Below are 23521 nucleotides of genomic sequence, written 5' to 3'. Positions count from 1 at the left end.
ACCGCCCTCCTGCACTCCTTCAGCCCGCCACCGCGCAACGCCCCGCAAACCACACCATTCTACCAGATGTGCATTGCGAATATCAGCTTCATCGCCAATCAGGTCATGTCCATCTGCGTGGTGGGGCTGGACTACGGAACCTGGTGGTACAGGATAACGCCACAGGGCACGCAGATATCCACCAACAAGGGCGCAACCTGGACCGTGATCGACATGGGCTGGACACTGCCAACGCAGAACTGGCTGAACAATCAGCCATCCTACTTCCAGACCGGTTACCTGAACTGGATGCAGGCACAGGAAGTCGACTGGTGGAAACAGCCTGTTCCGGGTTCGAACGCAACGACATGGATGTGGTTCGATACGGCTTCGCAATTGCCGTTCCGCATGATGTTCGGCGCTCCGCCATCGTCTCCGGCCATGGGAGACCCCGCACAACTTGCCTTTTTCCAGAATTTCTCATTCACCTATTTTCCGAATTTTGCACCGGCCTCGTCGCCAAATGTCGATTCCTGGGTTGATCCCGTGATTGCCGGCTTCCAGCCCGGCAACCCGAACAACCAGAAGCTCGTCGTCTGGAACCCCTGTTTCTTCATGACGACCTATATGACGCCGGTTGATTCCAAGAGCATGCCGCTGCCCACTGTCGTTCTGTATCAATGGAAGCCGGATGCGAGCTATCGTGTTGCCTCGGATCGCGGACAGGCCACCATCATGTCCTATGAATATAATCCGAGTGCCGGATTTCAGGATCAGGTCGCCATGCTCTATGGCATCGCTCCATCAGGTACGCCGCCGCCGGCGCTCGCGGGCAGTGGCTATATTTACAACGAGACCTTCTTTCTCTCACGCGGATACCCTTTCCCGATCGTCTGGTCATGCGACAATATCGGGCTTGGACAGGAGCCTCCGGACTGGGCGCGCATTCCCGCCGTGGACGGCACCATCCACGCTTCGATCAACAACAACCCGGCCCTCTCCCCCGGACAGACGACCAACATCATCTCGGTCCTCTTCCCACCGACGAAGGAATATCCGCAGGGACGGTATCTCTGGACATGGTACAGCCCATTTCCGGGATCGGACGGCACACGCAGCCGGCCTGTCACCTTCATGGAGTCCGCATCGACCATCGCCGAAGGCGGCACCAGCCTCGCTCTTGCCGACTATTACGACTATCAGGAATCACCGGTCTGGTTCCCGCCCGAATTCTTCGACCTTCCAGCGCTCTGCCTGGCTCAGCCTAAACCGGACGCGGTAAAGGCGAGCCTGCCGAAAGGCGCCGCGATTCGCGGAACCGGGTCAAAATGAGCATCCCCGTTTCTCTTTCGGTCAAGGCGCCGTTTCGGGCGGCAGTGTCGGCGGGCGGGTCCCTGCTATTTACCCTTGCCTGCATCTCTGCCGGCGCGCCCGCCAGCGCGCAGGAAAGCTATTCCCAGGACAGGAGTTTTCCGGAGATCAGTCGCTTCAATATGCAGAATGTGAGCTGGATGACTTTGTCGCCCGCCGGCGACCGGCTTTACATGGTACAGAGAGGCACACCCGCCGTCTCAATCTGGACACTCGACGGCCGGTTTGTTTCGTCATGGTCGACGGATTGGCTCGGCGAGCCGCATTCCCTGGGCTTTCAAAAAACCGCGAAGGGGGAGATATTTGCCTGGATCACCGATATGGCGCCGCCCAACACGGCCGGCGGCGCCTTCGGGCATTGCATCAAAAAATTCACGCCGGACGGTAATTATCTCGGCAGTATCGGCGTCTGCGGCGCTGACAGCCAGGGCAGCAGCCTCGACCCGATCCAGTTCGACAAGGTCACGGATGTCGCCTTTGACGCCAACGGCCTGATGTGGGTAACCGACGGCGACGTTGGTGGATTGAATAACCGGGTGCTTTCGCTTGACCCCAAAACCGGCAAGGTCCTGCAGGTCTGGTCAGCGCCGGACAACAAGGCCGGAACCGGTCCCGGACAGTTTAATCTGCCGCACGCCATCACAACCGACCACTGCAACCGGATTTTCGTTGCCGACGCACTCAATAACCGCGTCCAGATCTTTGAGCAGGACGGAACATTCCTCCAGCAATTGCAATGTTTCGGCACCCTCGGCGTCTACGGGCTGGCTCTCGGGAATGATGCGGTGACATCCGCCCAGCTTTTTGTTTCCAGCAGCACAACCACCTTCACCGGCGCGGGCAATGTACAGATTTTCCCGGTCAGTGCCGATTGCAAGGCGCCCTTGCCCGTCGAAAACGGATGTCAGGGCGCTGCCAACATAGCCATTTCCCTGCCGCAGGGAACGTCAGGATCGGCCCTTCACAATATCGCGGTGGCTCAACAGGATAGTGCTTTTTTTATTGCGCCTCTGGGCGGCAATCTGTCGCCACAGAAATGGACCCGCACTCCATCGGGCCAATAGCGCCAGACACGCCGGTCAGATCCAGCCGGCAACAGGCCGAATATGGTCTGTCGAGTCCTCTGCAGGGGCGAACAGCTTACCGTTGCCTGCGTCCAATATGTTGAAGCGCAATAGTGCTCGACAAGCACAATATTCCACGCCGCTTTCGGACGGCATAGAATTTCTGGAGGCCCGCCATCCGGCGGGCGTCCTTGAGTTCACTTTGAGATGTCATGTCCGGGAGGCTTTCACCTCCCGGTGCCGAAACCTCAATAATGGACCGAGAGGGAATCGATCGGCGTGCCCTTCGACGGGGTGAACTTGGTCAGATCGATCCCTTCGACGGCTGCCTTATACTCTTCCGCACTCGGCGTGCGGCCAAGGATTGCCGACAGGACGACGACCGGGGTCGAGGCCAGAAGCGATTCACCCTTCTTTTCAGCCGTGTCTTCCACGACGCGGCCCTGGAACAGGCGGGTCGAGGTTGCCAGAACGGTATCGCCCTTTTCCGCCTTTTCCTGGTTGCCCATGCACAGGTTGCAGCCCGGGCGTTCCAGATAGAGGATATTCTCGTATTCGGTGCGGTTGGTGGTCTTCGGCTTCAGGTCATCGAATTCGAAGCCTGAATACTTCTGCAGGATTTCCCAATCCCCTTCCGCCTTCAGCTCGTCGATGATGTTGTAGGTCGGCGCGGCGACGACGAGCGGCGCCTTGAACTCGACCTTGCCTTCGGCCTTTTCGATGTTCTTCAACATCTGGGCGACGATCTTCATGTCGCCCTTATGCACCATGCACGAACCGACGAAGCCCAGATCGACCTTCTTGGTGCCACCGTAATAGGACACCGGACGGATCGTATCGTGGGTATAACGCCGGGAGACATCGGCATTATTGACGTCGGGGTCGGCGATCATCGGTTCGTCGATGACATCCAGATCCACAACGACTTCGGCGAAATATTTCGCATTGTCGTCGGGGGTCAAGGCGGGCTTCTCGCCCGAACGGATTTCGGCAATACGCTGATCCGCCTTGGCGATCAGGCCCTTCAGCGTCTGGGCGGCATTGTCCATGCCCTTGTCGATCATGATCTGGATGCGCGACTTGGCGATCTCCAGCGACTCGATCAGCGTCTCGTCCTCAGAGATGCAGATCGACGCCTTGGCCTTCATCTCGGCCGTCCAGTCGGTGAAGGTGAAGGCCTGGTCGGCGAGCAACGTGCCGATATGGACTTCGATGATGCGGCCCTGGAAGACGTTGTCGCCATGCTGCTTCAGCATCTGCGCCTGCGTCGCATGCACGACGTCGCGGAAGTCCATATGCGGCTGCATCGTGCCCTTGAAGGTGACCTTGACCGATTGCGGGATCGGCATGGTCGCCTCGCCCGTCGCCAGCGCCAGCGCCACCGTGCCCGAGTCGGCGCCGAAGGCGACGCCCTTGGACATGCGGGTGTGGCTGTCGCCGCCGATGATGATCGCCCAGTCATCCACGGTGATGTCGTTCAGCACCTTGTGGATCACGTCCGTCATCGAATGATAGACGCCCTTCGGGTCGCGCGCGGTGATGACGCCGAAATTGTTCATGAAGGACATGAGCTTCGGAATGTTCGCCTGCGCCTTCTTGTCCCAGACGGAGGCCGTGTGGCAGCCGGACTGATAGGCGCCATCCACCAGCGGCGAAATGACGGTTGCCGCCATCGCCTCAAGTTCCTGCGCGGTCATCAGGCCGGTCGTATCCTGCGAGCCGACGATGTTGACCTTGACGCGAACGTCCGAACCGGCATGCAGAACCTTGCCGGGGGTCACGCCGACGGCGTTGCGATTGAAGATCTTCTCAACGGCGGTGAGGCCCTGACCTTCGATCGCGATTTCCTTGTTCGGGGCAAAGACCGGCGTCGCCTCGATGCCGAGCGTCTGAGCCGCAAAAGTCTGGAGCTTCTTGCCAAAGACGATGGCATAGGAGCTGCCCGCCTTCATGAATTCCATCTTCTGGGGCGTGAAGGCGGCGGCAACGTCGACCAGCTCATTGCCGCTTTCGTCGCGAAGCTTGCGGTTCTTGGCGTCGATCTTCAGCACAGTGCCGGTCTCGACCGAATATTTCTGCTCGAGGATCGGGTTGCCGTCATTGTTGAGGATCGGCTTGCCGTCCTCACCGAGCTTCTTCACCCAGTTTTTCAGGTTGATGCCGATGCCACCCGTCACATCGACGGTGGTGGCGAAGATCGGCGAGATGCCGTTGGTGCCGGCAACGACAGGAGCGAAGTTGACGAAGGGCACATAGGGGCTGGCCTGCTTGCCGGTCCACAGCGCCACGTTGTTGACGCCGGACATGCGTGACGAGCCAACGCCCATCGTGCCCTTTTCGGCGATCATCATCACCCGCTTGTCGGGATGCTGCTTCTGAAGCGCGACGATTTCCGCCTGCGCTTCCGGCGTGATCATACACTGGCCGTGCAGCTGGCGGTCGGAGCGCGAATGCGCCTGGTTGCCGGGCGACAGAAGGTCGGTCGAAATATCGCCTTCGGCGGCGATGAAGGTCACGACCTTGATTTCGTCCTCGACATCCGGAAGCTTGGTGAAGAATTCAGCCCTGGCATAGCTTTCAAGCACGCCTTTGGCGACGGCATTGCCTGCCTTGAAGGCATCGCGCAGCCGGAACATGTCGGCATCATAAAGGAAGACCTGGGTCTTCAGAACCTCACCCGCCTGCTCGGCAAGTGCCGCGTCATCACCGAGCGTGATGTCGAGCAGCACTTCGACGGAAGGGCCACCCTTCATGTGCGACAGCAGTTCCAGCGCAAAGGCAGGTGTGATCTCTGGCACGACGACTTCGCCGAGAATGATCTGCTTGAGGAAAGCCGCCTTGACGCCCGCAGCACTCGTGGTGCCCGGCAGGGTATTGTAGATGAAGAATTTGAGGGCGTCCGTCCGGTATTCGCTACCGGCATCCTTAATCAGCGCAATGATTTCGGCGGTCAATGCGCCGTCATCGATCGGCTTGGGTGCGAGCCCTTGTTGTTCTCTGCTTTTGATCTCAGCCAGGTAATCCAAGTAAAGGTTCATCGCTATCCCAACGTCCTGATATGTATGGAGCCAAAACCCAGCACCACCGAACTGTCACGTCAATAGGTCTGGGTCTTTTACCGGTTTCGAGTACGCCAACCGGGGCCGGCTGACAAGATGTCGCATTTCAGTATAATCGTTTCAATCGTTCCGTTGTCCGACTGTCGCGACAAAAATGGGCGGCCCTTCTGCGAACCGCCCATTCCTATATCAGACCATGGTCTTGCGGGCGATCAAAAGGAGCCGTGAATCCGCCGTCAAAAACGCGGCAATCATCAAAACTCCTCCCAGCTGTCCGCAGAGGTGTTCAGCGCGGCATTGCCGGAAAACGCAGCCCTGATCCTGCCGCCAAGCGCGCGCGCCGGAGACGCCGCGGGTCTGTCGGACGAAGAGACGGTGCGGACCGGAGCGGAAGCTTCACTGTAACCGCCTTCGGACAGCTTGAACTGGGCGATGAGGCCGTTGAGCGAAGACGCCTCGCGTGCAAGACCGTGGCTTGCAGCCGTGCTTTCTTCCACCATGGCGGCGTTCTTCTGGGTATCCTGATCCATCTGGTTCACAGCCGTGTTGATCTGCTGGAGGCCGGAGGACTGTTCCTGTGCCGATTCCGCGATCGCCGCGACGTGCCGGTTGATGTCCTGCACTTCGGTGACGATCAGTTCCAGCGCCCTGCCGGTTTCGCCAACCAGCTGCACGCCCTGCTCCACCTGACTGTTCGATGTCGTGATCAGGTTCTTGATTTCCTTGGCGGCACCGGCGGAACGCTGCGCCAGTTCACGAACTTCCTGCGCGACAACGGCAAAGCCCTTGCCCGCATCACCGGCACGCGCCGCTTCCACGCCGGCATTCAGCGCCAGAAGGTTGGTCTGGAAGGCGATCTCGTCGATCACGCCGATGATGTTGGAAATCTGATTGGCGGATGTCGCGATCTGTTCCATCGCCGCGACGGCCTTCTGCACAACTTCGCCCGACTTTTCCGCACCGACCTTTGCGCGGCCGACGAGATGACCGGCTTCCTGCGCGCGTTTGGTGGAGTCCTTCACCGTGATGGTGATTTCTTCCAGCGCCGCCGCAGTCTCTTCAACGGCCGCCGCCTGCTGTTCGGTACGTCTCGCCAGATCATCTGCCGCAGACCGGATTTCGTTGGCGCCGGCATCGATGCCACGGGCATTCTGCGCCACCTGGGTAAGGGTCGACTGCAGCTGTTCTGCCGCCCGGTTGAAATCACCGCGAATACCGTCAAGCCCGGCAACGAACGGCTGCACGATCCGATAGGTGACGTCGCCCTGAGCGATCTTCGAAAGCGCGGCGGCAAGATTGTCGACGGCAAACTGTACGTCGGCAGCCTCTTTCGCCTTCTGTTTCTCGCGCTCTATCCGATCCTTTTCAGAGGTCGACCGGTTGGCCTCGGTTTCATTTTCAAGCCGTACACGCTCGATTGCGTTTTCACGGAAGGCCTGAACCGCAGCGGCCATCTGGCCAACTTCATCCTTGCGGTCCATTCCGTCGATTTCGCTTGCCGTATCACCGGTCGCCAGCGATCCCATGCGCTCACGAAGCCGCGCAATCGGGGTGGTGATGCCACGCGACGAAACAAACAGGCCAAGTGCGATTAGGGCCAGGGAAACAAGCGCAATGCCGATCAGGCCCGTCCAGATCGTCGTATCGGTGCTGGCGGTGAGCTGCTGCCGGCCGTCATTCATGACCTGGATGAGCTGCTCGTTACCGGCGCTGATCTTCGGCGACACTTCGCCGATTTTCCGAAGGACGTTCAGCGCCATCTGCTGCGCCTCAGTGGTTTTTCCCGCCTGCATCAGGGCGATGACCTGATTGCCGATCTCCTCGACTTCAACGACACCCTTGAGGATATCGCGGGCGGCATCCGTGCGGGCCGGCACCAGTTCCATGATCTTGTTCTGGCGCTCTTCGAGCTGTTTGCGGTCTGCCCTGAACGTCTTGACCGCCGATTCGAAATCACTGCCGGCGGGATCATTGAGGCTGGCGCGAAGCATCTGCATGCCGAGCGCATTGAGATTGCCGCTGGTCCGGGCGTTCAGCACCGCCGCAAGGGCCTCGTTGGCGATGAAATCGCTATAGACATTGTCGGTATTCTTATATTGCACGCTGACGTAGCTGATTCCGGAAAGCGACATCAAACTCATCAGCGAAATGACAAAAACGACCTTCGTTTTTATCTTGGCATTCTTCAGGAAAGACATGAAAGGCCTCGGGGCAAGCGCTCCGCCAACCACCCGCACGGGGTTGGCCGGGGAGAGATATAAACAAACATCGCGGGTAGCTGTGCCCCTCCTCATAGGGCGACAAGCGGATATCCTCTCAAAGCCGCCAAAGGCAGGGTGAGACGGGGTCCGATTGTTCTACCGGCTCCGCCGACAAAACCTTGGAACCTGCGTATTTTAGATTTCACAGAACCACTGAATGAAGTGTTACCCGGCCCATGCAAGTGATGACAATTTGCGGCGTAGCTAAATTATTCAGACGCTAATTTTCGTCAGCCGGGCGACGCCAGCCGGGTGTCACGAAAGCGTTAAGGAAAGACATTAGAAACGCCGCCGACCCGTTAAAAAATGCACGGCTGTGCAAAAGCGGGCCAGCGCCGTTCCGATCTTTCCAAAAAGGGTCAGCGCTCAACAATTCCACTCGCCGAGAGCACTGGAGACAGAGATGAAACGCCGCACCTTCATGATATCAGCAGCAGGCGCCGCCGCTGGCCTTGCCCTTGCGCCGCGCATGAGCTTCGCCGCCCCGGGCACGATCGACTGGTATACTGGCGCCGACAGCAACATCCTCGATTTTTGGACCAACACGGTCAAGCCCGCTTTCGAGGCGGCCAATCCGGGCATCAAACTCAACCTCGTGGACGCCGGTGACAATGCCGGCATTATCGCCATCGGCGAACGCGCCATTGCAGCAAAGCAGACAGGCACCGACCCGCAGGCTGACTATTTCGAGCATTCCGATCCGCTGCTGCCCGCAGGCGCGATCGATGCCGGCATTTATGTGAACATGGCGAAGGCCGGTCTCTCCAACTATTCGCGCGTCAACCCGCTTGCCATCCGCAGCGAATACAGCCTGCCCTATCGCGGCAGCCAGGTTCTGCTCGCCTATGACACAGCCAAGCTGAAGCCCGCGGATGCGCCGAAGACCTGGGAGCAGCTGGTCACCTGGATCAAGGCCAATCCCGGCCAGTTCGTCTATAACCGTCCCGACAAGGGCGGTTCCGGCGGCAATTTCGTCCGCCGCGCCATCCATCAGGCCAATGGTCTCGACCCCAAGGCTTTCACGGTCGACAACTACACCCAGGAATTCGGCGACAAGGCACTGGGCAAGGCGTGGGATCTGCTGACCGATATCGCCCCGTCGCTTTATGACAAGGGCGCCTATGCCTCCGGCAACACCCAGTCTCTGCAGCTTCTGTCGCAAGGCGTCGTGACAATGACGCCCGTCTGGTCCGATCAGGTTCTGAAGGCGATCGATCAGGGTGTGCTTCCTGCGGAAACGGGCCTCGTTCAGCTTCAGGATCTCGCGCTTTGCGGCGATTTCTCCCGGGCCGTGGTGCTGGCGAACGGCACCAATCGCGATGCCGCCCTCAAGCTGGCGAATTTCGTTCTCTCCGAAGAAATCCAGGGCGCCATCCTCACCGAACTCGGCGGTTTCCCCGGCGTTTCCTGGGACTATGTCCCCGCCGATCTGCGCAAGCGTTTCGCCGACATCATTCCGCAGACCATTCCGACCTTCCCGGCCGGCAAATGGGAAACCGCCATCAATGACGGCTGGTACCGTCACGTTGCTCCGAACGTCGACCGCAAGTCGTGACCGAGGCAGCAGAAGGAGCGGTCCGCCCGCTCATCGACAATATGGCAGGCAGGAGGCCAATCGGCCTCCTGCTCGTCGCCATTCCCGTTTTCCTGATGATCTGGCTCGTCATCTGGCCGGCCATCAACGCCATAGGGCGCACCGTCTGGCGTACCGGGACCAATGGAGAAACGACGTTCGATCTTTCGAGCTACGTCTTCTTCTTTTCGGATCGCTACAGTCTCGACAATCTCGCCGTCACGCTCTGGACCACTCTGGTCTGCGCCATGCTGCTTCTGGTGATCTGCCTGCCGATCGCGCTTTATCTGCGCTTTTCCCAGGGCCGCCTTTCGGCCTATGTGCAGGCGCTGGCCATCTTTCCGATGTTCGTGCCCTCCATCATCCTCGCCTTCGCCTTCATCCGCGTGCTTGGGCCCAATGGCATGGTGGATATTCTGCTCAACGCCGTCGACCTGCCGAAAATCCGCACGCCCTATCTGACCCCCTGGGGGCCGGTCATCGGCCTTGTCTGGGACAATATCCCGCTGACGGTGCTGATTTTGCTGGCGGGCCTCGGCAGTGTCGCCAACCAGTCCGTGGAAGCGGCGCGGGATGTGGGCGCCAACGCGCTGCAGGTCTTCTGGCACATCATCCTGCCGCGCATTTCCAACTCCATTTTCGTGGCGCTTTCCTTTTCGGTGCTCGGCATTTTCTCCTCCTTCACCCTTCCTTATCTGCTTGGCCCCGCATCGCCGGAAATGATTGGTCCCTTCATGCAGCGCACCCTTCGCGATATGCAGGACCCCATCGGGGCCATGACCCAGGCCGTTATCGCCTTCGGCTTCTGCATTGCCTTCGGCCTCTTTTATGTGCGCTCAGTCGCACGCAATCAGGGGAAGTGACATGGCTGCTTTTGCACCGGCGCGCAGGCGCCTCGACTGGCCCGGCATATTCTTCGCCGCCCTTCTGACCGTTGCGATCGTCGGGCCGCTCATCGTCGTCGGCACCTGGGCTTTCACCGAAGTCTGGCGTTACCCCAACGTCGTGCCGCAACAGTTCGGCTTCCGTTTCTGGGGACAGACGCTCGGACGCCCCGATGTGTGGAACGCCCTGATGCTGAGCTTTCGGCTGACGACAGTGGTGACCCTGCTTTCGGCGCTGATCTGCCTTCCCGCCGCGTATGCCTTTGCCCGCATGAGCTTTCCCGGCCGCAACCTCTTGTTCTTCTCCTTCCTTGCCGGTCATGCCTTCCCGAAATTCGGGCTGCTGGTGGCAATTGCGGCGATCTTTCTGCAACTCAACCTCATCGGCACCTTCTGGGGCGTCGTCCTGATCCAGCTCGTCGGCACGTTGATGTTCATGATCTGGATACCCGTCGCCGCGTTTCAGGCCGTCGACCGCCGCATGGAAGAGGCGGCCCGCGATGTCGGGGCCAGTCCCCTGCGGGTCTTCTGGTCGATCACGCTGCCGCAGGCCGGGCCGACCATTGCCGCCGCCGTGCTCCTGAGTTTCGTCGGCACCTTCTATGAAACCGAAGGGGCATGGCTCATCGGCGCGCCCGGCATCCGCACGATGCCGGTGCTGATGATCAGCTACATCAACAACCAGATGGTCATCCAGTATGGCGCGGTCCTGTCCGTCGTGCTCTGGGTGCCGTCATTCATTGCCCTCATGTTCGCCCGCCGCGTCATTGGCGGCGGCGCCTTCGCCCGCGGCTTCGGCGGTTAGGAATATTCATGTCCGTACTTCATATCCGCGGGGTCACCAAAACCTTCTCCGGTGGCACCAAGGCAGTCGACAACTTCTCGCTCGACGTCGCCGATGGTGAACTCGTCTGCCTTCTTGGCCCGTCCGGTTCCGGCAAATCGACGCTGCTGCGCATGGTCGGTGGTTTCGAACAGCCGACCGGCGGACGGATCACCATCGACGGCGAAGACGTCACCCATCTGCCACCCGAGCGCCGGCCCACCGGCATGGTGTTCCAGAGCCACGCGCTCTGGACCCATATGAACGTCTTCAAGAACCTCGCCTTCGGCCTCAAGCTGCGGCGCATGCCGGCCTCCGTCATCAAGGAGAAGGTCGAGGCCGTACTCGAACTGGTCGGGCTTTCCGGTTATGGCGAACGCGCCACCAGCCAGCTCTCCGGTGGCCAGCAGCAGCGCGTGGCGCTCGCCCGCTCGCTGGTCCTGGAGCCGAAAATCCTGCTTCTGGATGAACCCTTCGCCAGCCTCGACCAGCATCTGCGCGAGCGCCTGCGGGAAGAGGTGCGCGATATCCAGCAACGTCTCGGCATCACCACGCTGTTCGTCACGCATGGACAGGACGAGGCCCTTTCCATGGCCGACCGCATCGTCGTGATGGCCAATGGCAAGACCGAGCAGATCGACCGGCCGAACGTCATTTATCGCGAACCGCAGACCCCCTTCGTCGCCGGTTTCATCGGCACCATGAACCTGATCGAAGGCGTGGTTTCGGGCGGAACCTTCACCCATGCCAGCCTGACCGTGCCGCTGCCCGTCTCCGACGGTCCCGCCATTCTCGCCATCCGCCCCGAGGCCGTTGATCTGACGGCATCCGAGACGCCGCAGGCAAGCGTTCACCGGGTGACCGATTACGGCACCCATGGCCTTGTCGATCTCGATCTACCCGATGGTATCAGGATCAAATCGATGGTCGCCCATCCCGATCTCTTCCGGGCCGGACAGGGGGTCGATATCCTGCCGCGCGCCGTCACGGCCTTTCGCGACAACCGGCAAATCTACCGGAGCTGACCATGAACATGCCCATCCTCCTCGAACGTGACGGCCACCGCACCTGGCTCAAATGGCATCGCGGCCGCCGTCACGCCGCCGATCCCGCCTTCACCGGAGAACGCATCATCGAGGCCATGTGTCTTGGCGCGAGCATCGAAGTCGATCTCGTCATTCACGCCGACCACGGCTGCGCCGTGCTGCATGATCTGACGCTGGAGCGGGAAACCACCGGCGCCGGAAGGGTGCGAGACGCCTCCGCCGCCAGCCTGCGCCAGCTGCATCTGCGCGACAATCAGGGCCAGCCCGTATCCTCAAGGGTGATGCTGCTCGAAGACCTCTGCACCCTGCTCGCCCGCGAGATCATCCATCCCGATGCCCTGCTGCAGCTCGATTTCAAGGAAGACCGGCACGCCCTCACCCCGCAGGTCATCGCCGGTTTCAGCGCGAGCATCGCGCCATTGGCGGGCTCCATGATCCTGTCCGGCGGGGATTTCAACGCCATCGCCGCGCTTGCCGCATCGGTCCCCGACCTCAAGACGGGATATGACCCGTGTGAGGACGACACACTCGCCAGGCTGCAGACGGGTGAAGACTTTTCCAACTTCATCGAACAGGCGCTCGCCACGGCACCGGCGGCCGGAATGATCTATCTCGATTACCGGATCGTCCTTGCTGCCGAAGATGCCGGCATCGATATCATCGCCCCCGTCCACGCCGCCGGCCGCCGCGTCGATGCATGGACCATCAACAGCATCACGCCGCAATCGATCACCGATGTCGGGCGGCTGTTGCGGCTCAAGGTCGACCAGATCACCACCGATGACCCGGAAGGGCTAACCGAGGCATTCAGCCGATGACCGTCAACTACACCGCCATTCTGGAAGACATGATCGCCACCACCCGCGAGGCCGGCGCATTGACGCTCGAGCACTTCCGACGCTTCCGCGACATCGAGATCGGCGTCAAGGGACCGGGCGACTTCGTGTCCGATGCGGACAGGCAGTCCGAAACGCTGATCCGCGAACGCCTGCTCGGCAGGTATCCCTGGGGGCTGACCGGCGAGGAATTCGCTCCGGTTGACGGTTCGGATGCCGAACATCGCTGGCTGGTCGATCCCATCGATGGCACTACAAATTTCATCTATGGCCAGCACTACACCATCACCATTGCGCTGCGCCGCGGCAACGAGACGATCTGCGGGCTCGTCTATAATCCCGTCGCCGACGAGATGTTCACGACGATCAAGGGCGAAGGCGCATATCTCAACGGCGAACGCCTGCGCGTCAATGCCAGCAGCGATATCGCGCTCATGTGCGTCGGCACCGGCCTGCCAACACCCAATCTTTCGCTTTATCCCGGCGCCTATCAGCGTCTCGACGATATTCGTGCCCCGATCGGGGCGGTGCGGGTCGTCGGCAGCGCCGCCAATTCCTGCGCTTACGTGGCCTGCGGCCGGCTTACCGGTTATTACGAGGAGACAGGGTTTGTCGATACCGCAGCCGGTATCCTGCTCGTTGAGGAAGCCGGCGGCATCGTGACGGACTGGTGGGGGCGCGGGCCTGAAATCTATGAGCGAACCGGCACGCTGATCGTCGCCAATGCCGCAACCCACGCCTATCTTCTCGAGCGGCTTCGCGGCGTTCCGCCCAAGGACCCGTGAGCGGCACAGCGCGCGTGGTCAGTACATCCGTCGGCACGTATCCGCCAATATGCGGGTCCTGCGAAGGATGCGTGATCAGTAACCGCCTGTCATCAGCACGGTTTCACCGGTCATGAAGCTGCAGGCCTGCGACGACAGGAAGATGGCGGCACCCACCATTTCTTCCGGCTGCCCGGCACGGCCCATCCAGTTCAGCGTCCGGACGTATTCCGCCCAGCCTTCGGGGTCCTCATCACGACGGTGGGCATTGCGGTCGGTGTCGATGAGGCCGGGCGCGAGCGTGTTGAGCAAGACATTGTCGCGCGCATAATCCCGCGCCTGACTCTGGATCAGATTGTGCTGCGCTGCCTTGGTGGCGGCATAGGCGGTGACGATGCCCTTCGGCCGCAGCTGATTGACCGAGCCGATGGAAACCACCCTGCCCCATTTGCGGGCCGCCATGCGCGGCAGGGCCGCCTGCAGCATATCCACCGTCGAGCCCAGATTGACCGCCAGCTGAAACGCCAGATCGTCCGGTGTCAGTTCCGAAAGCGCGGCGTTGATCTGGGCGCTGGCATTGATGACAAGAATATCAACCGGTGCAATCGCCTCGGCCCGTTCGATGAGGTCACGACCGGCACCGGGTTCGGAAAGATCGCCCGCCAGTTCCTGCGCCGTGCCGCCGCTTGCGACGATCCGGTGCTGCACGGGCGCGGCGGCGCCCGGCTTTATGCCATGCAGGATGACATGGGCGCCCGCGCCCGCCAGCCCCTCGGCAATGGCGGCGCCTATGCCACGGCTGGAACCGGTGACGAGCGCCGTGCGGCCCTTCAATCCAAAGACGCTTTCGAGACGCATCCTTTATCCTTCAAACAGCGAGATGCGCGCGCCGGCAATTCCCGGGCGGCAGGAAAACAGGCCGCCGGAGAGCGGCGCATCGGCGAGTGTCGAGGCAGGCAGGCGCGTGCGGGCGCTGGTGATGAACAGCGTCGACAGGTCCGGCCCGCCAAAGGCGATGCTGGAAGGGCGCGGCACCGGCATGTCGATCACCTGGTCCAGCTTGCCGTTCGGAAGATAACGGCGCACGCACCAGCCATCCCAGATGGCGCACCAGACACCGCCTTCGGCATCCACCGCCAGACCATCCGGCCGGCCATCGGCCACCGGAATGCGGGCGAATTCGCGGCGCTGCGACAGCGCGCCCGTCGCCGGATCACAATCATAGGCGTGGATGAGGCCAGGCACGGTATCGACGAAATAGAACGTCCTGCCATCGGGGCTCCAGCCGAGACCGTTGGAGACGATGATGCCGCCTTCCTTGCGCTCGGATGCGCCATTGGCATTGATGCGATAAAGCGCACCCGTGGGCTTGGAGGCATCGATGCGCATCGAGCCGACCCAGATCGCGCCATCCGGCCCGCATTTGGCATCGTTCAGGCGGTTATCGGCAATGCCCGCCTCCGGGCTGACGAAGGGGGTCAGCCGGCCGGAGGCGAAATCCAGCCATTCGACGCCATCCTGCGACGCCACCAGCAACCGCCCGCCGGTGACCGGAATGACGGCGCTGACCAGCTTGCCGGTCTCGCAGGTTTCGTTGCGGCCGGTGGCAGGATCGAAGCGGTGCACCGCCGGATGCAGGATATCCACCCAGTAGAGCGCGTTTTCCCCCTCGTGCCAGACCGGGCTTTCCCCCAGCTGCGCACCCCACGGCAGAATACAGCTGAGTTCGGCGCTGGGGCGGCCCGTTGCCGAACGCGGGCGTGGCCGCGAACTGATCGCCACGGCCCCGGCTGCACCGGTAATGCGGCGGGCGGCGGCAATCAATTCACGCCCGGCGGGATGGATATTGGAGGAATCCAGCCGCGACGACGGCCCGAGCGCAACGAGCACGCCCATCGGCGTATTGTCCCGGCCCATGACAGGGGCGGCGACCGAATTCACGCCCGGCAGATGCTCCTCGTAGGAAATCGAATAACCCCGCGCCCGCGTCAGCGTCAGATCGGCCTGCAGCGCATCGAGGCTGGTAATGGTTTTGGCTGTCTGCAGATCGAGCGTCAGGCGATCCAGCAGCGCGCGACCAACGGCGGGGTCCTGAAAGGCGAGCAGCGCCTTGCCCGGCGCGGTACAATGCAGGGGTACGCGGCGTCCCACCTCGACGCGCACCGAAAGACCGTTCGGCGAGCGTTCGGCCAGATATTGCGTCATGGTGCCGTCAAGCCGGCACAGCGCAACCGTCTCCCCCAGCTCGGCGGCCAGCCGCTCCAGTTCCGGGGTCGCCGCCGAGACGAGATCGAAGCTCTCCCAGACCTTGTGGGACATTTCCAGAAAACGCTGGCCGAGAACATAGGTGCCACGGGCCTCATCCTGACGGACGAGGCCATAAGCGATGAGGGTGCGCAGGATGCGCGCGAATGTCGGCTTCGGCAGACCGGAGGCGCGCAGCAGCTCGGCAAAACGCAACGGTTCCGGCGCATCGGCAACCATATCGAGCAGGGTCAGGCCCTTGGCCAGTGCGGCCGTGCCGCCCGGCGTCTCCGGTTTCATTGCCTCTGCTCCTTCGCGAGTCGCTGCCGCCTTGCGGCCGCCGCGTCGTCCAGCATCCGGTCCATCGTCCATTCCGCTTCAAACCCCAAAGTGTTTCTGATCCGCTCGTTGGACGTATGGTAATAAACGCCGTCGCCGGGAAAATCGACTGTCACGATGGGCAGGCCGGTCAGCGCTGCAATTTTCGGCAGAAGCGCGGCGAAATCGGCCGGTTCATCGGCACCGAGATTGAAGGTGCCGCCCGCCGCCCCGGGGTGATCGAGAGCAAGCAGAATGCCCGCCACCATGTCGCGCGTGTCGGTTATATGCATACGGAACGGCCGGCCGTTTTCATTGCGCGCCAGAATGTGCGACGGCTCACCGATATCGCGGGACTGGAGCAGTTCGGCGATGGCAGTGTTTCCGAAATTCTGCTGCTGGCGAATGCGCGGCCGCAGGAAAAACCGGGGACCGGAAAAGAAACTCTCCTCATCCAGCAGTTCCGCCGCATCCTGCGTATGCGAAAACCGCAGGATCACCGTTTCCATGGCGCCGCTTCGCTGGTGAAAGCGCACCAGCTCTTCACCCAGAAGCTTCGTCAGACCATAGGGCGAATTGGGGCAAAGCGGATGGTCCTCGGTGACCGGCAGGAACTCCGGCCGGTTTTCCGGATAGACCTCACCCGACGAAGCGAAAACGAACCGCCGCACGCCAGCTGCTGACGCCGCGTCCAGAAGCCGGCGCGTGCCCTCGACATTGACGGCGAACATGCGGTCACGATCCGCCGGAGCCCATGACATGAAGGCGCCCAGATGCAGGACGGCACTCACGCCCCTGATGGCTTCGGACAGTGCCTGCGCATCCTCCAGCGACCCGACGACTTCCTCGCCGCCGGTTACCGATGGCCTCAAATCAAAACCGCGAACGGCGCGGCCCTGTGCGCGCAAGGCGGCGACAACGGCACGGCCGACACGGCCTGCCGATCCGGTGACGAGGATCATAGCCGTGCTCCGGTCTTTGCATCGAAGAGATAAAGCTGGGCCGGATCGAAACCGAGCCGGAGCGCCTCATTGCCGGGAAGGCTGCCGGTATGCGAGACGCGCGCGATCAGCCCCTTGGACTTGCCCTCCTCGCCATCCGCGACCCTTGCACCTTCCGCATCGAAATAGACGTATTTTTCCGACCCCAGGCTTTCCACCAGCGTCGGACGGACATCGAAGGTAACAGGCGCATCGCCCAGAACGAGATGTTCCGGCCGCAGGCCGACAATCACGCTGCCCTGGCGGCCGACGGCACCCGGCAGGGAGACCTGTTGCCCAAACAGGGTAACAGTGCCGTCACGCAGTTCCGCATTGAGGAAATTCATGCCCGGCGAGCCGATGAAACCGGCAACGAAAAGATTGGCCGGATTGTTGAAAAGCTCGTCGGGTGCAGCGATCTGCTGTATGATGCCGCCCTGCATGATGACGACGCGGTCCGCCATCGTCATCGCCTCCACCTGATCATGCGTCACATAAACGGTGGTGACACCGATGCGCTTGTGCAATGCACCGATTTCGGCACGCATGTGGACGCGCAGCTTTGCATCGAGATTGGACAGCGGCTCATCCATCAGGAAGGCCTGCGGCTGGCGCACGATGGCACGGCCAAGCGCCACGCGCTGGCGCTGGCCGCCCGAGAGATCCTTGGGCTTGCGATCGAGATAGGGTGTCACTTCCAGAATGCGCGCCGCATCATCAACCCGGCGGTCGATCTCGGTCTTGTCGGTGCCGCGCATTTTCAAGCCGAAGCCGATATTCTGGCGAACGGTGAGGTGCGGATAAAGCGCATAGTTTTGGAACACCATGGCGATGTCGCGGTCACCCGGCGCCAGATCCGTCACTTCGTTGTCGCCGATGAATATCTGGCCTTCGCTTGCCGGTTCGAGGCCGGCGAGGATTTTCAGCATCGTCGACTTGCCGCAGCCGGAAGGCCCGACCAGCACCACGAACTCGCCGTTCTCGATCTCAAGCGAAAACGGCCTGAGCACGTTGAGCGCGCCATAGGACTTGCTGACGTTGCGAATGGAAATATTGGCCATGCTTATTTCTCCGCGCCAGCGGTGAGGCCGCCGACCAAATAACGTTCCAGGAACAGGTAGATTGCGATGATCGGCAGCGCGATGAACACGGATGCGGCGGAAATGTCGTTCCAGTAGGTGACATATTCGCCCTGCATCGTGGTGATGCCGAGATTGGCCGTCCAGTTGTCCGGCGAGTTGACGAGGAAGGTGCGCGCATAGGCATAGTCTGCCCAGCTGAGCACGAAGGCATAAAGTGCGGTGGCGGCAAGCCCCGGCGTGGCGATGGGAAGCACGACGCGCACCATCGCGCCGATCGGCGAGCAGCCGTCGACCATGGCAGCCTGTTCCAGTTCCTTCGGAATGGTGTCGAAATAGCCTTTCAGCATCCATGTGGCGAAAGGAATGATCATTGTCGAATGCGCCAGAACCAGTGTCCACAGGCTGCCGATCAGGCCGAAGCTGGAAAAGATCGAAAACAGCGGAATGACCAGCAGCGTCGCGGGCAGCATCTTCGCCGTCAGGACGAAGAGGCCCATGGTCGCGCCGCCCCGCATGGAATAACGCGACAGCGCATAACCGGCGCTGACCGAGACCAGCATCGACAGTGCCACCGAGCCGATGGCCGCCAGCATCGAATTCCAAAGCCACAGCAGGATCGGTTTTGCCGCCCAGACGCGGGCGAAGATGTCCCACTGCGGATCGTCCGGCCAGAAGGTCGGCGGCAGGCGGTAAAGCTCATCGGTGGTGGAAAGTGCCGTGACCAGCAGCCAGTAGACCGGAAACAGGATCATCACCAGCGTGAAGATCACAGTCGCGTAAAGGGCAAGGCTCTGTAAAAATGTCCGTTTCATCAAAGCCTCCTCAATAGATCGATTTCGAACGCCGGCCGAGCATCAGGAGGCTCGCGACGATGCAGATCACCAGCGTCAGCACGCCGACGGCGGCGGCACGACCGAAATTGTGATACTGGAAGGCCTGGTCATAGGTCATGATCGACAGCGTCTGGGTTGAACGCAGCGGCCCGCCGCCGGTCAGAACCTTGATGATGGAGAAGTCGCGGAATACCCAAAGCAGCGTCAGCACCAGCGTCACGCCCAGCACCGGCATCAAAAGCGGCATGGTGATCCAGCGGAAACGCTGCCACACACTCGCGCCATCGACCTTGGCCGCCGCATAATAATCGGCGGGGATGGACTGCAGACCAGCCAGACACATGATCGAGACGAAAGGAAAACCCTTCCACACCATGGTGATCGCCACGGCCCAGAAGGCGGCCGTGGAACTGCTGACCCACGGGATCATCTGATCGGTGAAACCGAGCTTGATCGCCAGCCAGCCGAACAGGCCGAAGGAAGTGTCGAACATCCACGCAAAGATGACGACCGCGATGATTTCCGGCACCGCCCAGGGCAGCGCCATTCCCAGCCGCGCGACGGTGCGGCCCTTGAAACGGTTATTGGCGAGAAGCGCCGTGCTGAGACCGACCGCGACGCTGCCGGCGGTAACGACGATGACCAGTTTCAGCGTTACCCAGCAGGCCAGCCAGAATTCCGGCGACGAGAACAGCCAGGTGTAATTGCTCAGCGAAAACGGCCGACTGGCGCCGCCAAGCCGTGGTATCTTGACCTGCTGGAACGACAGGTCGATGGCCAGCACGAGCGGCCAGACGATGATGGCGGCAACCATCAGGACCGCGGGCGCGATCAGAATATAGCCGAGGAGATGTTGCCGGCTGGGACGCGCAAGATCGAAGAACTTGCGACGCCCAGCCCGAACGGGTTCGGTCATGGATGGTCCTCCTGCCGGATGCGAATGATGGCCATGGCCCTTTACGGGCCATGGCAGGACAACAAGATCAGGACAATGGGGATCAACCCTTGATGGCTTCGGCCTTTGCCTGCATGGTTTTCGCGACCTCCGCCGGATCGAGATCCTGAATGATCATCCGCTGGCTTTCTTCCATCACCATCTTGCTGAACTCGTTGTAGAAAAGCTCAAGCCCGGTCGGAATGCGGTCGATACCGGCTTCAGACGCGGCCTTCATTGTTTCGATCAGCACCGGGAAATGCGGGATGGTCTTTTCAACACCCGAGACATCCGCCTTCGGGCTTGGCGGGGTGTTGCCGCCAAGGGTGGCGTAACTGCGCTGGAATTCCGGCGTCATCGTCAGCTTGATGAAATCCCAGACCAATGCCTTCTGGTCGTCGGGAATATCGGCCGGCATGGCCAGCACGTTGGACGAGCCGCCAAGCGGTGGATGAAGCGGCGGCGCGACATAAACGATGTCGCTCTTGGCCGAACCCTTTTCAGTCGTACCATAAAGCCACGGTCCATCGAGCCGCATGGCCATCTTGCCATCGGCAAACAGCTTGCGCACGTCGCTGGCGCTCATGTCCACCGGGCTGATGCCGCTCTTCATCACGGTTTTCCAGCGTGAGAGGCCCTCGACCATCTGGGGCGTGTCGATGGTGATGTTGCCGTCCTTGTCCGTCCAGTAGGCGCCGGCATCGATGATGTAGTTCAGCATTTCCGTCAGATATTGCCCCGGACCACCCTTGGTTTCGTGGCCGGTGCCGAACTGGTCGATGATGCCGTCGCCGTTCAGATCCCTGGTCGTGGCTTTTGCAGCGGCCAGGAACTCGTCATAGGTTTTCGGAACCGCAACGCCCGCTTCTTCCAGCAGCGTCTTGTTATAGGCCATGACGAAACCGAAATAGTTGGTCATGATGCAGACGGTTTCGCCGTTCCATTCGCATTTCTGCTGGCCGGCCCAGCCGGTCATGTCGATGCCATCCTTCTTCAGCCACGGGTCGAGCGGTTCCAGCCAGCCGCTATCGGCAAACATCTGGAATTCGAAGGACGCCAGATGCACGATCTGCGGCGGCTGGTTGGCGGCGAAAAGCGTGGTCATCGTATCCGCGTAGGAACTGCGCTCCGCCTTGGTGAATTCGATCTTCACCCCCGGATGCTGTTTCTCGAAGGCGGCAATGGCGGAATGCCACCATTCACCCGTTCCGGCATCGTCGGTCTGCCAGGAAATGAACTTCAGCACGGTATCGGCCATGGCGGGCGCAACAGCGCCCATGGTCATCAAAACGGCGGTCGCGGTGCTGAGCGCCAGCTTTTTCATTCTTTTGGTCATGGTTTCCTCCTCCAAAAAACCAAATCAGATACGTTCAATCAGACCGAGCGCCGCCTCCGACGGTCTTACCCCAAGTCCCGGTCCGGACGGCAGGTGATACCTGCCTTCGCGGCAATCCATGTCGCCGTCCAGCAGGCGGCGGTTCGGCTCGAAGATCGAGTGCTGGAATTCGTGTCCCTTCAGCATCGACAATGTCGACGACGCCTGCAGGCTGGCGGCAAGGAAGATGCCGGCGCCAACGGTGGCGTGCGGGATCACGTCAATGCCGTGTTCGGCGGCAAGGGCGCCGATGCGGATGAAATTGGTGATGCCCTTATGGCCCATTTCCGGCTGTACGATCGCGATGCGGCAGCGTTCGATGCGGGCACGCATATCCCAATGGGTGCGCCATTCCTCACCGACGGCAATCGGCACGTCGGTATTCTTCGAAACCTTCTCCAGACCGGCAATGTCCTCCGTCCAGACGGGCGCTTCGGCGAACCACGGGTCGAAGGGCTGCATTTCGGCAATCAGTTCCAGCGCCCGTTCCGGTGTCTGGTTCCAGTGCATGTCGGCGGCGATCTTGGCCTGCGGCCCAAGCACCTGCCGGAGATTGGCAATTTCGGCCGCCGGGCCATCATCAGCCACCGGCGTTGCGAATTTGAAGGCGTTGAAACCGCGATCCTGCCAGTATTTCGCCAGTTCCCCGCGCGCCTTCAGCGTTTTTTCAGGCAGGCCGGAAACATAGGCTGGAAACGTATCTACCCCACCGCCGAGAAGGTCGCGAACCGATTTGCCGGCTTCCTGCCCGGCAATATCCCAGAGGGCAATATCGAGCGCGGCGAGCGCATCGACGTAAAAGCCGCCGGTATAACCACGCACCCGCATCATGTCGTAGAGGTCGTCATAAACAGCCGAAGGATCGGACGCGTCACGGCCGATCACGAAACCGGCGAGAAGATCATTGATAAGGGCGGCGACCGCGCCGGGGGCGACGATGCCATAGGTCTCGCCCCAGCCGACGGTGCCGGCCTTGGTGGTCATGCGCACCAGCACGCTGCGGTCAAAGGTGGGGTAGACCGTGCGATTGCCCTTGCGCACGATGTAGCCGTTGGGATTGACCACCTCGCCTTCCCTGAGCGCGCCAAGATAGGGCACCTTGCGCGGCTGGGTCAGCGTGAAGACTTCGACTGTTGCGATGGGGCTGTTCATGCGGCCTCCGCGGCAACAAGGCCGAGTTCGACCAGATTGGCGTCAATATCGGCAATGGCCGCCGCATCAAGCTCGGGTGTCGGCGCACGCACGCCGACACCTTCGATCACGCCGCGACGAGCAAGCACATATTTGGTCAGCCGCATGCGATAGACCGCCTGCAACACCAGAAGCGGCAGGGTGCGGACATAGATCCGGCGAGCCTCTTCCTGCCGCCCGGCAACAAGCGCCCGGTCGATGGCCACATGTTCCTCGGCGATCTCCAGCGCCGGCATGGCCGCCGTAGCACCCCGGGCATATTCGTCGAGAATGTAACGCGCGCCGCCGCCACCGATGACGCCCTTCAGTGTCGAAGGCGCATGGGCGATGATGTGGCTGATGGCCGGGCCGGCGGGAAGCGTTTCTTCCTTGACATAGGTCACCTGCGGCAAGGCGTGCACGATCTCCACGATTGCCTGCGGCGAAAGGTCGGAGCCGCGCGGCGCAGGCGCGTTCTGCAGGATGATTTCAACCTCGGGCAGCGCCTCGACGATCCGGCCGAGGAATTCGATCAGCGCCGGCGCATCCGTGCCGACCGATTTGGGCGGCTGCACCATCAGGTGGCGAATGCCAAGCGCCGATGCCGCCCGCCCATGCTCGACCACCTCGCGCCAGTCGGCCGCACTGGCGCCGGCCACAACAGGCACCCGGCCGGCCACCGCATCCACGACGATCTTCAGCAGCGTTGCACGCTCGGCGGCATTCAAAGCCTCCACCTCGCTGGCGAAACCGGGAAACACGACACCATCCACGCCCTTGTCGAGCGCAAAGACCACCAGCCGCTTCATACCCGCTTCGTCAATGCCGCCATCAGCCAGAAACGGCGTGGGCAGAACAGGCAAAATCCCCTTGAGGCCAGCCACCATCTTTCTCCTCCCAATTAAGTATCATATTTTGATACCTT

At 61.3% G+C, this 23521-nt stretch carries 19 protein-coding genes; 8 read left to right on the top strand and 11 right to left on the bottom strand.

Annotated features, from left to right (window positions below):
• Nucleotides 1–66: 66 nt before the first annotated feature.
• A complete protein-coding gene (locus N434_RS20735) occupies nt 67–1311 on the top strand; it encodes a hypothetical protein (RefSeq protein WP_110760121.1) in 1245 nt (414 codons plus the stop codon).
• Nucleotides 1308–2414, top strand: coding sequence for an NHL repeat-containing protein (locus N434_RS20730; RefSeq protein ID WP_110760120.1), 1107 nt, complete (start codon nt 1308–1310; stop codon nt 2412–2414). The genes N434_RS20735 and N434_RS20730 overlap by 4 nt, the downstream gene beginning before the upstream one ends.
• A gap of 248 nt (nt 2415–2662) precedes the next feature.
• On the opposite strand, the gene N434_RS20725 is transcribed toward N434_RS20730, so the two are convergent.
• Nucleotides 2663–5452: a bifunctional aconitate hydratase 2/2-methylisocitrate dehydratase gene (locus N434_RS20725; RefSeq protein WP_110760119.1), complete on the bottom strand. Its 2790-nt coding sequence runs from the start codon at nt 5450–5452 to the stop codon at nt 2663–2665.
• Between the two features lie 275 nt (nt 5453–5727).
• The gene (locus N434_RS20720) at nt 5728–7671 is read right to left on the bottom strand and encodes a methyl-accepting chemotaxis protein (protein ID WP_110760118.1); all 1944 of its coding nucleotides are present in this window, start codon (nt 7669–7671) and stop codon (nt 5728–5730) included.
• 466 nt (nt 7672–8137) lie between these two features.
• Here N434_RS20720 and N434_RS20715 point away from each other — a divergent pair, with 466 nt between their 5' ends.
• From N434_RS20715 to N434_RS20690, 6 genes are read left to right on the top strand one after another with little or no spacing between them, the layout of a single operon-like run.
• Entirely contained in the window at nt 8138–9289 is a 1152-nt protein-coding gene (locus N434_RS20715) for an extracellular solute-binding protein (RefSeq protein ID WP_065116457.1), read from the top strand.
• Nucleotides 9290–9330: 41 nt separating this feature from the next.
• Nucleotides 9331–10170: an ABC transporter permease gene (locus N434_RS20710; RefSeq protein ID WP_286172368.1), complete on the top strand. Its 840-nt coding sequence runs from the start codon at nt 9331–9333 to the stop codon at nt 10168–10170.
• Nucleotide 10171: 1 nt separating this feature from the next.
• Nucleotides 10172–10996 (top strand): ABC transporter permease, encoded by an 825-nt coding sequence (locus tag N434_RS20705; protein ID WP_110760116.1) that lies wholly within the window; start codon nt 10172–10174, stop codon nt 10994–10996.
• Nucleotides 10997–11004: 8 nt separating this feature from the next.
• The gene (locus tag N434_RS20700; protein WP_110760115.1) at nt 11005–12039 is read left to right on the top strand and encodes an ABC transporter ATP-binding protein; all 1035 of its coding nucleotides are present in this window, start codon (nt 11005–11007) and stop codon (nt 12037–12039) included.
• A gap of 2 nt (nt 12040–12041) precedes the next feature.
• Nucleotides 12042–12878, top strand: a complete 837-nt coding sequence (locus N434_RS20695) for a glycerophosphodiester phosphodiesterase (RefSeq protein WP_110760114.1) — start codon at nt 12042–12044, stop codon at nt 12876–12878.
• A complete protein-coding gene (locus N434_RS20690) occupies nt 12875–13681 on the top strand; it encodes an inositol monophosphatase family protein (protein WP_065116462.1) in 807 nt (268 codons plus the stop codon). The genes N434_RS20695 and N434_RS20690 overlap by 4 nt, the downstream gene beginning before the upstream one ends.
• Nucleotides 13682–13756: 75 nt before the next feature.
• Here N434_RS20690 and N434_RS20685 read toward each other — a convergent pair whose 3' ends face one another.
• The 9 genes from N434_RS20685 to N434_RS20645 all read right to left on the bottom strand — a co-directional run bounded on the left by N434_RS20685 (nt 13757) and on the right by N434_RS20645 (nt 23483).
• Nucleotides 13757–14518 carry an SDR family NAD(P)-dependent oxidoreductase gene (locus N434_RS20685; RefSeq protein ID WP_065116463.1) on the bottom strand — a complete coding sequence of 254 codons (762 nt, stop codon included), beginning with the start codon at nt 14516–14518 and terminating at the stop codon, nt 13757–13759.
• A gap of 3 nt (nt 14519–14521) precedes the next feature.
• Complete coding sequence (locus tag N434_RS20680; RefSeq protein ID WP_065116464.1) at nt 14522–16204, bottom strand: SMP-30/gluconolactonase/LRE family protein; 1683 nt, start codon at nt 16202–16204, stop codon at nt 14522–14524.
• Entirely contained in the window at nt 16201–17184 is a 984-nt protein-coding gene (locus tag N434_RS20675; RefSeq protein ID WP_110760113.1) for an NAD-dependent epimerase/dehydratase family protein, read from the bottom strand. The genes N434_RS20680 and N434_RS20675 overlap by 4 nt, the downstream gene beginning before the upstream one ends.
• Nucleotides 17181–18263, bottom strand: coding sequence for an ABC transporter ATP-binding protein (locus tag N434_RS20670; protein ID WP_110760112.1), 1083 nt, complete (start codon nt 18261–18263; stop codon nt 17181–17183). The genes N434_RS20675 and N434_RS20670 overlap by 4 nt, the downstream gene beginning before the upstream one ends.
• A 2-nt stretch (nt 18264–18265) precedes the next feature.
• Complete coding sequence (locus N434_RS20665; protein WP_046800465.1) at nt 18266–19096, bottom strand: carbohydrate ABC transporter permease; 831 nt, start codon at nt 19094–19096, stop codon at nt 18266–18268.
• A gap of 10 nt (nt 19097–19106) precedes the next feature.
• Nucleotides 19107–20033: a carbohydrate ABC transporter permease gene (locus tag N434_RS20660; protein ID WP_046800464.1), complete on the bottom strand. Its 927-nt coding sequence runs from the start codon at nt 20031–20033 to the stop codon at nt 19107–19109.
• Nucleotides 20034–20115: 82 nt separating this feature from the next.
• Nucleotides 20116–21387, bottom strand: a complete 1272-nt coding sequence (locus N434_RS20655) for an ABC transporter substrate-binding protein (protein ID WP_110760144.1) — start codon at nt 21385–21387, stop codon at nt 20116–20118.
• Nucleotides 21388–21411: 24 nt separating this feature from the next.
• The gene (locus tag N434_RS20650) at nt 21412–22578 is read right to left on the bottom strand and encodes a mandelate racemase/muconate lactonizing enzyme family protein (RefSeq protein ID WP_110760111.1); all 1167 of its coding nucleotides are present in this window, start codon (nt 22576–22578) and stop codon (nt 21412–21414) included.
• Nucleotides 22575–23483: a dihydrodipicolinate synthase family protein gene (locus tag N434_RS20645; protein ID WP_110760110.1), complete on the bottom strand. Its 909-nt coding sequence runs from the start codon at nt 23481–23483 to the stop codon at nt 22575–22577. The genes N434_RS20650 and N434_RS20645 overlap by 4 nt, the downstream gene beginning before the upstream one ends.
• Between the last annotated feature and the right edge of the window lie 38 nt (nt 23484–23521).

The organism is Rhizobium sp. UGM030330-04, assembly GCF_003208455.1.
GTDB classification, from domain to species: domain Bacteria; phylum Pseudomonadota; class Alphaproteobacteria; order Rhizobiales; family Rhizobiaceae; genus Agrobacterium; species Agrobacterium rhizogenes_A.
This window is presented reverse-complemented; position numbering and strand designations above follow the sequence as displayed.

Bases quoted from the DNA above. Each gene is read 5' to 3' on its own strand.
- N434_RS20735 (WP_110760121.1), top strand. From the start codon at position 67: ATGTGCATTGCGAATATCAGCTTCATCGCCAATCAGGTCATGTCCATC.
- N434_RS20730 (WP_110760120.1), top strand. From the start codon at position 1,308: ATGAGCATCCCCGTTTCTCTTTCGGTCAAGGCGCCGTTTCGGGCGGCA.
- N434_RS20725 (WP_110760119.1), bottom strand. From the start codon at position 5,452: ATGAACCTTTACTTGGATTACCTGGCTGAGATCAAAAGCAGAGAACAA.
- N434_RS20720 (WP_110760118.1), bottom strand. From the start codon at position 7,671: ATGTCTTTCCTGAAGAATGCCAAGATAAAAACGAAGGTCGTTTTTGTC.
- N434_RS20715 (WP_065116457.1), top strand. From the start codon at position 8,138: ATGAAACGCCGCACCTTCATGATATCAGCAGCAGGCGCCGCCGCTGGC.
- N434_RS20710 (WP_286172368.1), top strand. From the start codon at position 9,331: ATGGCAGGCAGGAGGCCAATCGGCCTCCTGCTCGTCGCCATTCCCGTT.
- N434_RS20705 (WP_110760116.1), top strand. From the start codon at position 10,172: ATGGCTGCTTTTGCACCGGCGCGCAGGCGCCTCGACTGGCCCGGCATA.
- N434_RS20700 (WP_110760115.1), top strand. From the start codon at position 11,005: ATGTCCGTACTTCATATCCGCGGGGTCACCAAAACCTTCTCCGGTGGC.
- N434_RS20695 (WP_110760114.1), top strand. From the start codon at position 12,042: ATGAACATGCCCATCCTCCTCGAACGTGACGGCCACCGCACCTGGCTC.
- N434_RS20690 (WP_065116462.1), top strand. From the start codon at position 12,875: ATGACCGTCAACTACACCGCCATTCTGGAAGACATGATCGCCACCACC.
- N434_RS20685 (WP_065116463.1), bottom strand. From the start codon at position 14,518: ATGCGTCTCGAAAGCGTCTTTGGATTGAAGGGCCGCACGGCGCTCGTC.
- N434_RS20680 (WP_065116464.1), bottom strand. From the start codon at position 16,204: ATGAAACCGGAGACGCCGGGCGGCACGGCCGCACTGGCCAAGGGCCTG.
- N434_RS20675 (WP_110760113.1), bottom strand. From the start codon at position 17,184: ATGATCCTCGTCACCGGATCGGCAGGCCGTGTCGGCCGTGCCGTTGTC.
- N434_RS20670 (WP_110760112.1), bottom strand. From the start codon at position 18,263: ATGGCCAATATTTCCATTCGCAACGTCAGCAAGTCCTATGGCGCGCTC.
- N434_RS20665 (WP_046800465.1), bottom strand. From the start codon at position 19,096: ATGAAACGGACATTTTTACAGAGCCTTGCCCTTTACGCGACTGTGATC.
- N434_RS20660 (WP_046800464.1), bottom strand. From the start codon at position 20,033: ATGACCGAACCCGTTCGGGCTGGGCGTCGCAAGTTCTTCGATCTTGCG.
- N434_RS20655 (WP_110760144.1), bottom strand. From the start codon at position 21,387: ATGACCAAAAGAATGAAAAAGCTGGCGCTCAGCACCGCGACCGCCGTT.
- N434_RS20650 (WP_110760111.1), bottom strand. From the start codon at position 22,578: ATGAACAGCCCCATCGCAACAGTCGAAGTCTTCACGCTGACCCAGCCG.
- N434_RS20645 (WP_110760110.1), bottom strand. From the start codon at position 23,483: ATGGTGGCTGGCCTCAAGGGGATTTTGCCTGTTCTGCCCACGCCGTTT.